We start from the raw sequence: 10,853 nt of genomic DNA, 5'->3' as shown, positions 1-10,853 counted from the left end.
AGGGCCTGTGCCCGGCACGCCGAGAGCACGCACCTGACGCCGCAGGGCCCGCCCTCCGGGCGGACGACGGGAATTTGACGACAGGACCTAGCGCCCCGACCCGCCGGACCGCCCCTGGCGCGGCGCCCAGGTGAACTTGTCGCCGCCCACCCAGCGCACCACGTCCGGGTCGTCGAGATCGTGGATGTGGATCCCTTGGGAGCCGGCGAACGTCAGGACATCGGTGATCGACTTCGCCTCGCCGACCATTTCCCCGTCGATCTCCACGATCCGAAACGGCGGGTCGCACGGCTGCACCCCGAGCACCATGACCCGCGGGTAGGAGATGTGGGGGCTCGAGATTTCGGTCATGCCTAGAGCGTAGATCGATTCCCGCGAGGGGGCCGAGGTGAGTGGCACTCCGGCGTGCGGGCCGACGGCGGCTGGGCAAGGCTTGAAGGGCTTGAAAGGGGTGGGGAGCTCACGGAAGGTGATGCCGATGGACCCCTTCGAGGCCCTGGACCGGATCGCGTTCCTGCTGGAGCGCACCCAGGCCCCCACCTATCGCGTACGGGCCTTCCGCACCGCGGAGGCCGTGCTGGCCGCGATGCCCGCCGGGGAGGTCGACAGGCGTGTCGCCGCCGGGACCCTGGAGTCGCTGAAGGGCATCGGGCCGAAGACGGCGCAGGTCGTGCGCGAGGCGGTGGCCGGTCAGCCGCCCGGCTATCTCGAGACGCTGGAACAGCAGGCCGCGGGCCCCCTCGCCGAGGGCGGCGAACGCCTGCGGGCGCTGCTGCGCGGCGACTGCCATCTGCACTCCGACTGGTCGGACGGCGGCAGCCCGATCGAGAAGATGGGCCGGACCGCCGCGCGTCTCGGGCACGAGTGGGCAGTGCTCACGGACCACTCGCCACGGCTGACCGTGGCGCGGGGCCTGTCCCCCGAGCGGCTGCGCGAGCAGTTGGCGGTGGTGGCGGAGCTCAACCGCCGGTGGGCCCCCTTCCGGCTGCTCACCGGCATCGAGTGCGACATCCTCGACGGCGGATCGCTCGACCAGGAGCCGGAGTTGCTGGAGTCGCTGGACGTCGTGGTGGTGTCGGTGCACTCCAAGCTGCGCATGGACGCCAGGTCGATGACCCGCCGTATGGTCACCGCCGTACGCAATCCGCTCGCGGACGTGCTCGGTCACTGCACGGGCCGGCTGCTCACCGAGCGGCGGCGGCCCGAGTCGGAGTTCGACGCGGACGCGGTCTTCGCCGCCTGCGCGGAGGCCGGTACCGCCGTCGAGATCAATTGCCGCCCGGAACGGCTCGACCCACCGCGCCCGCTTCTGCGCCGGGCGCTCGACGCGGGCGTGCTCTTCTCGATCGACACCGACGCGCACGCCCCCGGCCAGCTCGACTGGCAGATCCACGGCTGCGCGCGGGCCGAGGAGTGCGGGGTGCCCGCCGAGCGCGTGATCACCACCTGGAGCGAGGACGAACTGCTGGCCTGGACCCGGTCGCGGACGGCGCCGACCCGTGTCACCAGCACCTGACGGGCGTACGCTGGGGAGCGAGAACAAACCCGCGCCCGACCCCTCGGACGTATGAAGTCGTACGGCGAGCCGAGACGTGAGGCGTACGGCGACCCGAGAACCGTCCGCCCCCCTTGCCCCCTCCGGGTGACGCGGATCACCGCGCCCGCCCTGGTCACGTGGGAACACCCATCGGTAGTTCCCCGTTAAACCAACCGTGGGTGCGGATGGGACAGTGTCCTCGGGCCTCACCTTTTGCCCACAGGGACGATCGTTCGGCTGAAGCCCTGTGGAGCCTCTCGCCGAGAGGTGACCGCCATCGGTGCCCACCACAGACGACCCCGACCGAGATTCCCCCGTCCGGTCGGGGTCTTTTCATGTCCGGCGCCCTGCCCGGCCCCCGCCGTGCACTGCCGCCCCGGCCTGCGATGCTGCCCCGCCCCGCGCTGCTGCACCCGTCGTGGGCGGCGGCCTCCGCTTGACTTCGAGTGCTCTCGAATCCGTAGCGTCGGAACATGACCACTGCACAGCACAAGATCGGCTCGGGCTTCGGCGCCCACAGCACCGCCGACGACGTCCTCCAGGGCATCGACCTGACCGGGAAGCTCGCGATCGTCACCGGCGGGTACTCGGGGCTCGGTCTGGAGACCACCCGCGCGCTCAGCAAGGCGGGCGCCCGCGTCGTCGTTCCGGCGCGCCGCCCGGACGTGGCACGGGAGGCGGTGGAGGGCATCGTCGGGGTCGAGGTGGACGAGCTCGACCTCGGCGACCTCGACAGTGTCCGCGCCTTCGCCGAACGCTTCCTCGCCTCCGGCCGCACCATCGACATCGTCATCGACAACGCCGGGATCATGGCCTGCCCGGAGACCCGCGTCGGTCCCGGCTGGGAGGCCCAGTTCGCCACCAACCACCTCGGCCACTTCGCGCTCGTGAACCGTCTGTGGCCCGCGATCGAGCCGGGCGGCGCGCGGATCGTCTCCGTCTCCTCGGGCGCTCACCACAACTCGGGGATCCGCTGGGACGACGTGCACTGGCGCACCGGCTACGACAAGTGGGAGGCGTACGGACAGGCGAAGACCGCGAACGTCCTGTTCGCCGTCCACCTCGACCGGCTCGGCCGGGAGTCCGGCGTCCGGGCCTTCGCCCTCCACCCCGGCGGCATCCTCACCCCGCTGCAGCGCCACCTCGCCAAGGAGGAGATGGTGGAGCGCGGCTGGATCGACGAGGACGGCAACCCGCTGAACCCGTCCGGCTTCAAGTCGCCCCAGGAAGGTGCGGCGACCCAGGTGTGGGCCGCGACCTCACCCCAGTTGGCCGGCCTGGGCGGGGTGTACTGCGAGGACTGCGACATCGCCGAGGTCGCTCCGGCGGACGGCGAGCGGACCGGCGTACGCGACTACGCGATCGACCCCGAGCAGGCCGAGCGGCTGTGGACGCTGTCGGCGGAGCTGGCCGGGGTGAACGCGTTCGCGTGACGTGCCCGGGGTGTCAGTCGCGGGCCATGAACTCCCGCAGATCCGCGAGGAGCCGTTCGGCGTGCGTGGCGAAGAGGCCGTGGCCCCCGTGCTCGTAGACCTTGAGTGTGCCGTTGGGGAGCAGTTCGGCCGCCCGGCGGCCGGTCAGCTCCAGCGGCGCCGACGTGTCGTGGGTGCCGTGGACGACCAGCGCGGGCAGGTCGAGCTTGGGCAGCTCGGGGGCGACGTTCAGGGTGGCCGCGAGGTCTCCCAACGCCGCCCCGCCGCGCGCGGTGGCTCCGTGGCAGCGGTTGATCATGGACTGCACATAGGCCGGGGAGAGTTCGTTCCCGGGGAGGCCGAGGGCGAAGAACGAGTGGGCTCCGTCCACGAAGAAGGCGGCCCGGTCGCGGCGGAAGACCTCGTTGCCGGCCTCGACGACGCCCGGGTCGATGCCCTCCGGATGGTCCGCGGACCGGACGGCGCCGGGCGCCATGCCCGCGACGAGTGCCATCCTCGCCACCCGCTCGACGCCGTGCCGGGTCAGACAACGTACGACTTCCGCGGTCCCGATGGAGTGCCCGACGAGTGTCACCCCGGACAGGTCGAGGTGGCGCAGCAGCCCGTCGACGTCGTCGGCCAGGCTGTCGAGGTCGAACCCGCCCCACACGTCGTCGGACCGGCCGTGGCCACGCCGGTCGAAGCCGACGCACCGGTAGCCCTCCGCGGCGAGCGGCAGCATCTGGTACTCCCACATCTCCGTACCGAAGTAGGCGCTGTTGACGAACACGATGACCTGCCCGGTGGCGGGTCCGTAGTCGACGAAGTGCAGTCGGGTGCCATCGACGGGGCTCTCGAAGTACGGCATGGGAAACCTCCCGGAATCCGGTGGCGGGACGAGTGGGTACGTCCTTCATGGTTCCGGAGGGCCGGGGCGGGGTCGATTACCTCCGAGGTCATGCCGGGCCGCGCTCATCAGAGTCCCGCCCCGACCCCGTGCCGGACTTCGCCGACGAGATGACACAACGCCCGGCCCCGGTCGCACAGTTACCGGGCAGCCCGCGAGGCCCCCGACCTCGTGGTCAGCTCGGTCGGCCGACCGCCCGCAACGGACACCCGGTGTCGACACGCGCGGCGAGTTCGGCCCGCAGGACGGCGAGTTCGGCCATGCGGTCGTCAATGACCTCGATCTTCTGCTCGAACAGCACAGACAGCGCCTCCGCGGAGTCCGGCGCCTCCCGCAGTTCCTCGCCGTGCCGCGCGATCTCCGCCAGAGAGAATCCGAGCGTCTGCGCGGTGCGGACGTAGTGCAGCCAGGGCACCGCCTCGGGCGGGAAGTCGCGATAGCCGTTGGCCAGCCGCCGCCCCGTGACGAGGCCGACCTTCTCGTAGAACCGAATGGTGTCTCTGCTCATGCCCGCCTGCGCGGCCAGCTCTCCGATACGCATGTCCCTCCAGCGGGTGGTGCGCTTGACCCCTGGGCTTGACCCCTGGGCTTGACCCCTGGGCTTGACCCCTGGGCTTGACCTTGGACCGTACTCCACTGTTTACCGTGAGGCGTCGCCGCCCCAAGACCAGTTGGAGCCTCATCGTGATCCGGACCCTCGCCCCCGAACGCCCCGCCTATCTTCGCGCCGTACGGGCAAGCGCCTGGTACGACCTCGTCGTCACCGCGGGCTTCGCGACGCCGTGGACGTACGCGCTGGTGCACGATGCGCTGTCGTCGTCGGGCAACGCGCTCGGGCTGGGTGCCCTGCCCGAACTCGACCCGGTGCAGACCCTGTACGCGAATCTGATGGGCTCGGTCGTGGTGGTCTGGGCCGTCCTGCGCATCGTCCGGCCGCTGCCCGTGCACGGACTGCTCGACGGCATCGCGCGCACGCTGTTCGCGGCGTGGCAGGCGTACGCGCTGGCCCACGGTGCCACGCGGCTGCTTTGGCTGTTCTTCGGCGTCGAGGTGATGTTCGGTCTCGTCCAGCTTGTGCCGTGGTGGCGAAACCGGGACACGAACCTGTTGAGCACCGGAGCCGGCCCGGCCGTTGGCCATCCGCTCCCCGCGGAGGGCCAGTGACGCCCGTCTTGAGGCACATGCACCGACGCCCCAAGTACGCGGCGGCGTGCCCGTCCGCGTGCCCGATAGTCCCTCGTCGAGCCGGAACCCGTACGGCGATACTCCCTACTCATGCGGCGTGATGATCCGCTGAAGAACAGGGCCTAGCCGTGTGCGCACCGACGACAGCCTGCGCGGCCACCGCGGTGCCGCTCGTTCTCGCTCTCGATCCTCACGGCAGAGCGCGGGGTCGAGTGCCATGACCTTTTACCGGACCTCGCAAGCCCGGCGGACCATCCCGGCGGACCATGCTGTTCCGACACCGGGACACGCACGGCGTCCGCGTCCACACCCGCGACCTCGTTCAGAAAACGTTCTGGAGACAAACCCGATGAAGCTCGCCAAACGTCTCATCCTCACCACGACAGCTCTCGCCGCAGTGACCGCCGGCACGCTCTTCGGCGCGACGGTCGGCCAGGCCGCGACCTCACAGCCCGCCCGCACCGGCGTCGACGCTCCCGCCGCGCTGAAGGTCCCGGACGGCAACCGGCTCTCCGGCGTCTTCTCCGCCGAAGGCGTCCAGACCTACACCTGCACCGACGGCACCTGGAAACTGCTGGAACCCGCCGCCACCCTGTGGGCCAAGAACGACCGCTCCCACCGCCCCGTCGCCCTCCACTCCCGCGGCCCCGTCTGGGTGTCCACGGTGGACGGCAGCGCCGTCAACGCCACCGCCATCGCCAACTCCCCCAAGACCGGCACCATCCCCGAGCTTCTCCTGCAGTCCACCGCCACTCGCGGCACCGGGGTCTTCGCCGGCGTCTCCTACATCCAGCGCCTCAACACCCACGGCGGTGTCGCCCCCACCACCGCCTGCACCGGCACCGACCAGATCAGCGTCCGCTACTCCGCCACCTACGCCTTCTACAAGCCCGCCAAGTGACGCGGTAAGGAGCGACGGCAGGGGTCCTCCGGACGATCTCAAAGGACCCCTGCCCTACCGCTCGACACCAAGAGCCGGGACGGACGGCCCGGGCGAACTTCTGAGCCCCCCGTTGCGGGAACGGACTTCGTGAACCCCGGCTGTGGGTCAGTGCGGGGCGCGCTCCTCCAGGGCGGTGCGCCAGGCCGGGGAGGGGCCCTCGCTCACCGGCTCGGCGCGTCGGCCGCCCCGCGCGAAGAAGTCGGCGAGCGGCAGGATCGCGGCGCCGACGGTGACCGCGTCCGGGCCGAGCCGGCCGAGGTCGATGGAGACGCGCTCGGCCGGGTAGCGCAGGGCGTACGAGGCCGCGTACCGGCGGACGGCGGGCAGGAAGCGGGTTCCGAGCTGGAGGCCCGCCCAGCCGCCGATCAGGATCCGCTCGGGCTGGAAGAGGTTGATCAGGTCGGACAGGCCCGCGCCCAGGTACTCGGCGGTCTCCTCCAGGACGGCGAGCGCCACGGGGTCGGGCTCGACGCCCTCCTCGTCCGGATAGGCCGCGGTGAGCATCGCGGTGAGCGCGGTCTCCTCGTCGGTGCCCTCCGGCGGGCGTCCGCCCTCCTCGCGCCAGCGGTCGAGGAGCGCCTCCGCGCCCGCGTACGCCTCCAGGCAGCCCCGGGCTCCGCACCGGCAGCGGCGCCCCCTGACCCGTACCGTCAGATGGCCCCACTCCACCGAGCGGCCGTGCTCCACGTCCTCGGTGACCAGACAGGCGCCGACGCCCGAGCCGAAGAGGACGACGACCGCGTTGCGCGCGCCGCGTCCGGCGCCGAACCACATCTCGGCCTGCCCCAGGGTCCGGGCGCCGTTGTCCGCGAAGTACGGGACGGTGTCGGGGAGTTGGCAGGCCGAGCGGAGCAGGGACTCCAGCGGGACGGCGTCCCAGCCGATCGTCTGACCGTGCACCACCGCACCCGCCTCGGGCGTCCGGGCGACGATTCCCGGAACGCCGATACCGACGCCGAGCAGCCGCTCGGGGGCGATGCCCGCCTCGTCCAGCACCTCGGCGATGCCGTCCCGGATGTGCCCGACGATGACATCGACGTCGTATTCCCGACGCTTCGACGACGGTCCGCCATCCAGAGACGGCCCCTCCCCCTCGCCCTCCGACGCCCAGTCACCCCCGTACCTCTGCCGCTCCAACGGCCTCTCGGTGCGCGCGAGTTCGGTGAGGGTCAGGTCGAAGAGCTCGACACGGACGCGGGTTTCGCCGACGTCGACGCCGATCATGTGGCCGCTGCCGGGTACGACCCGCAGCAACGTACGCGGGCGGCCGCCGTCGGAGTCGACGCTTCCGGCCTCCTCCACCAGACCGTCCGCGACGAGTTCCGCGACCACGTTGCTGACGGAACCGGAACTCAGTCCGGTGGCCGGCCCCAGCTCGAAGCGGCTCATGGGGCCGTCGAAATACAACCGTTGCAGCACAGCGGTGCGATTGCCGCGTCGCAGGTCACGCACTGTCCGCCCGTTCCGCACCGTCATGTGAATCCCCTCCGGCCTGCCCGACCTGCAAGATACCCCTGCGCGATCCCTTGACGCGACTTTCTTCCGGGTCTTAACTCACGTCCTAAATTAAGCCATGAGGGTCGTTCAGGAAATGAACGCGGGCGCCCTTCGTGGCTCTCCCTCCGGGAAAGGGACATACGCAGCCATGCGCAGAATCCGAGCCGCGGCCGCCGGTGCGGTCACCGTCTCCCTGCTGACCGCCGTGACCGCCTGTGGTGGCGGCTCGTCGACGGGCGGTGGGTCCAACGACTCTCCGAAGACGCTCACTTACTGGGCCTCCAACCAGGGCGCCAGCATCGAGGTCGACAAGAAGGTCCTCCAGCCCGAACTCGACAAGTTCGAGAAGCAGTCCGGGATCAAGGTGAAGGTGGAGGTCGTCCCCTGGTCGGACCTGCTGAACCGGATTCTCACCGCGACCACGTCGGGTCAGGGCCCCGACGTCCTGAACATAGGCAACACCTGGAGCGCCTCTCTGCAGGCCACCGGCGCGCTGCTGCCGTGGGACGCGAGCAACTTCGCCAAGATCGGCGGCAAGGACCGCTTCGTCGACTCGGCGCTCGGCTCGACGGGCGCGCAGGGCAAGGACCCGGCCGCGGTCCCGCTGTACTCGATGGCGTACGCGCTCTACTACAACAAGAAGATGTTCGCCGACGCGGGGCTGTCGAAGCCGCCGGTCACCTGGGACGAGCTGGTCGCCGACGGCAAGAAGCTGTCCAAGGGCGGCAAGTGGGGCCTGGGGGCCGAGGGTTCGAACCCCTCGGAGAACATCCACCACGCCTTCGTCTTCGCCAAGCAGCACGGCGACGACTTCTTCACCGCCGACGGCAAGCCGGACTTCACCTCGGACGGCACGGTCGCGGCGGTCAAGCAGTACGTCGACCTGATGGCCAAGGACAAGATCATCGCGCCCGGCAACGCCGAGTACGCGCAGAACCAGTCCGTGAGCGACTTCGCCAAGGGCAAGAACGCGATGCTGCTGTGGCAGTCGGCGTCCGCCAATCTCAAGTCCCAGGGCATGAGTGACGACGCGTACGGCATCGCCCCGGTCCCCGTGCAGTCCGGCACCCCGGGAACCGGCACCAACGTCAACTCGATGGTCGCGGGCATCAACCTGGCCGTCTTCAAGAACACCCACAACCTCGACGGCGCCACCAAGTTCGTGAAGTTCATGACGAGCGACGCCGAGCAGAAGGTCCTCAACACGGCGTACAGCTCGATCCCGCCGGTGAAAACGGCCCAGACGGACGCCACCTTCAACACCCCCGCGAACGCGGTCCTCAAGGGCACCCTGGCCAAGAGCGCCGCCGCGCTTCCGCAGGTCGCCGACGAGTCCCAGTTCGAGACGGCGGTCGGTACGGCCATCAAGGCGCTGTTCGCGGACGCGGCCGCCGGACGCGCGGTGACCACGGATTCGGTGAAGGCGGAGCTCGAGAAGGCCCAGCAGCAGATGCCGGCGAAGTGAGCGCGGACTCCCTCATGACCACCACGACCGCCGCCTCCGCCGATTCCGGCGAACGGGCGGTGCCCAAGGACTCCCCCGGGGCGGCGCGCGGGCCGCGCCGCCCCGGGCGGGTCCGGCGCATCGCACTGCCCTATCTGCTGCTCCTGCCCGCCCTGCTCCTCGAACTCCTGGTCCACCTGGTGCCGATGGTGATCGGCATCTTCATGAGCTTCAAGGAGCTCACCCAGTTCTACATCCGCGACTGGGGCACCGCGCCCTGGTCCGGCTTCGACAACTACAAGGTGTCGGTGGACTTCAGCGCGCCCGTCGGCAAGGCGCTGCTGCACTCGTTCCTCGTCACCGTCGGTTTCACCCTGCTGTCGGTGGGCCTGTGCTGGCTGATCGGCACGGCGGCCGCGATCTACATGCAGGACACCTTCCGCGGCCGCGGTCTACTGCGGGCGCTCTTCCTCGTCCCGTACGCGCTGCCCGTGTACGCGGCGGTCATCACCTGGGTGTTCATGTTCCAGCACGACAACGGCCTGGTGAACCACGTCCTGCACGACCAGCTGCACCTCACCGACAAGCCGTCCTTCTGGCTCATCGGCGACAACAGCTTCTACGCCCTGCTCACCGTGTCGGTGTGGAAGGGCTGGCCGTTCGCGTTCCTCATCGTCATGGCCGGTCTGCAGAACATCCCCGGGGAGCTGTACGAGGCCGCGGCCCTCGACGGTGCCGGTCTGTGGCAGCAGCTGCGGCGCATCACCCTGCCGTCACTGCGGCCGGTCAACCAGGTGCTGGTGCTGGTGCTGTTCCTGTGGACGTTCAACGACTTCAACACGCCGTTCGTCCTGTTCGGCAGGACCGCCCCGGAGGCCGCGGACCTCATCTCGGTGCACATCTACCAGGCGTCGTTCGTCACCTGGAACTTCGGCACGGGATCCGCGATGTCGGTCCTGCTGCTGCTCTTCCTGCTCGTCGTGACGGGCGTCTACCTGCTGCTGACCTCCCGAGGAAGGAAGACGGCCGATGTCTAGCACCGCGCAGACGGCGTCCGGCGCCTCGAAGGCGCCCCGCTCGCCGATGGCTCCCCCGCGATCCTTCCTCTGGTCCCGCAGGATCTTCCTCACCCTGCTCACCGGCTTCGTCCTGGTACCGGTCTACGTCATGGTCTCCAGCTCGCTGAAGCCGCTCGCGGACGTCTCCGGGAAGTTCCGCTGGCTGCCGAGCGGGCTGACGATCCGCCCGTACATCGACATCTGGTCGACGGTCCCGCTGGCGAGGTACTTCGTGAACTCGCTGATCGTGGCGGGCGCGGCGACGGTCTGCTCGGTGGTGATCGCCGTCTTCGCGGCCTACGCGGTGAGCCGCTACAGCTTCCGCGGCAAGCGCGTCTTCACGGTGACCGTACTGTCGACGCAGATGTTCCCCGGCATCCTCTTCCTCCTCCCGCTCTTCCTTCTCTACGTCAACATCGGCAACGCCACGGGCATCGCGCTGTTCGGCTCGCGCGGCGGCCTGATCCTCACGTATCTCACCTTCTCCCTGCCGTTCTCGATCTGGATGCTGATCGGGTACTTCGACTCGGTGCCGCGCGATCTGGACGAGGCGGCGCTGGTGGACGGCTGCGGGCCGCTCGGCGCGCTGCTGCGGGTGGTCGTGCCCGCCGCGATCCCCGGCATCGTCGCCGTCGCGGTCTACGCCTTCATGACCGCCTGGGGCGAGGTGCTGTTCGCGTCGGTGATGACCAACGACACCACGCGCACGCTCGCCGTCGGGCTCCAGGGCTACTCCACGCTCAACAACGTGTACTGGAACCAGATCATGGCCGCCTCGCTCGTGGTGAGTGTCCCGGTGGTCGCCGGGTTCCTGCTGCTCCAGCGCTACCTCGTCGCCGGCCTGACGGCAGGAGCCGTCAAGTGACCGAC

At 70.0% G+C, this 10,853-nt stretch carries 11 protein-coding genes; 7 read left to right on the top strand and 4 right to left on the bottom strand.

Annotated elements, in window-relative coordinates; translation table 11 throughout:
• Positions 1–87: 87 nt before the first annotated feature.
• Complete coding sequence (locus tag ABZ656_RS23260) at positions 88–351, bottom strand: hypothetical protein (RefSeq protein ID WP_054233491.1); 264 nt, start codon at positions 349–351, stop codon at positions 88–90.
• Positions 352–478: 127 nt separating this feature from the next.
• On the opposite strand from ABZ656_RS23260, the gene ABZ656_RS23255 reads away from it, so the two are divergent.
• Positions 479–1,516 (top strand): PHP domain-containing protein, encoded by a 1,038-nt coding sequence (locus ABZ656_RS23255; RefSeq protein WP_360270207.1) that lies wholly within the window; start codon positions 479–481, stop codon positions 1,514–1,516.
• A gap of 494 nt (positions 1,517–2,010) precedes the next feature.
• Positions 2,011–2,970, top strand: coding sequence for an SDR family NAD(P)-dependent oxidoreductase (locus ABZ656_RS23250; RefSeq protein ID WP_101402511.1), 960 nt, complete (start codon positions 2,011–2,013; stop codon positions 2,968–2,970).
• 13 nt (positions 2,971–2,983) lie between these two features.
• On the opposite strand, the gene ABZ656_RS23245 is transcribed toward ABZ656_RS23250, so the two are convergent.
• Positions 2,984–3,817: an alpha/beta hydrolase gene (locus ABZ656_RS23245; protein ID WP_360270204.1), complete on the bottom strand. Its 834-nt coding sequence runs from the start codon at positions 3,815–3,817 to the stop codon at positions 2,984–2,986.
• 214 nt (positions 3,818–4,031) lie between these two features.
• Positions 4,032–4,397: a MerR family transcriptional regulator gene (locus tag ABZ656_RS23240; protein ID WP_101402509.1), complete on the bottom strand. Its 366-nt coding sequence runs from the start codon at positions 4,395–4,397 to the stop codon at positions 4,032–4,034.
• A gap of 143 nt (positions 4,398–4,540) precedes the next feature.
• Between ABZ656_RS23240 and ABZ656_RS23235 the strand changes: the two genes are divergently transcribed.
• Both ABZ656_RS23235 and ABZ656_RS23230 read left to right on the top strand, forming a co-directional pair.
• Entirely contained in the window at positions 4,541–5,020 is a 480-nt protein-coding gene (locus tag ABZ656_RS23235) for a hypothetical protein (protein ID WP_180362218.1), read from the top strand.
• Between the two features lie 370 nt (positions 5,021–5,390).
• On the top strand, positions 5,391–5,942 hold the full coding sequence (locus ABZ656_RS23230; protein ID WP_101402508.1) for a DUF3455 domain-containing protein: 552 nt from the start codon (positions 5,391–5,393) through the stop codon (positions 5,940–5,942).
• A 147-nt stretch (positions 5,943–6,089) separates the two neighbouring features.
• On the opposite strand, the gene ABZ656_RS23225 is transcribed toward ABZ656_RS23230, so the two are convergent.
• Complete coding sequence (locus ABZ656_RS23225) at positions 6,090–7,460, bottom strand: ROK family transcriptional regulator (protein WP_360270202.1); 1,371 nt, start codon at positions 7,458–7,460, stop codon at positions 6,090–6,092.
• A gap of 169 nt (positions 7,461–7,629) precedes the next feature.
• Here ABZ656_RS23225 and ABZ656_RS23220 point away from each other — a divergent pair, with 169 nt between their 5' ends.
• The 3 genes from ABZ656_RS23220 to ABZ656_RS23210 are packed head-to-tail and all read left to right on the top strand — an operon-like array spanning position 7,630 to position 10,848.
• Complete coding sequence (locus ABZ656_RS23220; protein WP_360270200.1) at positions 7,630–8,946, top strand: sugar ABC transporter substrate-binding protein; 1,317 nt, start codon at positions 7,630–7,632, stop codon at positions 8,944–8,946.
• Between the two features lie 14 nt (positions 8,947–8,960).
• Positions 8,961–9,962 (top strand): sugar ABC transporter permease, encoded by a 1,002-nt coding sequence (locus tag ABZ656_RS23215; RefSeq protein ID WP_101403979.1) that lies wholly within the window; start codon positions 8,961–8,963, stop codon positions 9,960–9,962.
• Positions 9,955–10,848 carry a carbohydrate ABC transporter permease gene (locus ABZ656_RS23210; RefSeq protein WP_101402505.1) on the top strand — a complete coding sequence of 298 codons (894 nt, stop codon included), beginning with the start codon at positions 9,955–9,957 and terminating at the stop codon, positions 10,846–10,848. The genes ABZ656_RS23215 and ABZ656_RS23210 overlap by 8 nt, the downstream gene beginning before the upstream one ends.
• Positions 10,849–10,853 lie beyond the last annotated feature (5 nt).

It is taken from the genome of Streptomyces sp. NPDC007095 (genome assembly GCF_040634475.1).
Lineage (GTDB): Bacteria > Actinomycetota > Actinomycetes > Streptomycetales > Streptomycetaceae > Streptomyces.
This window is presented reverse-complemented; position numbering and strand designations above follow the sequence as displayed.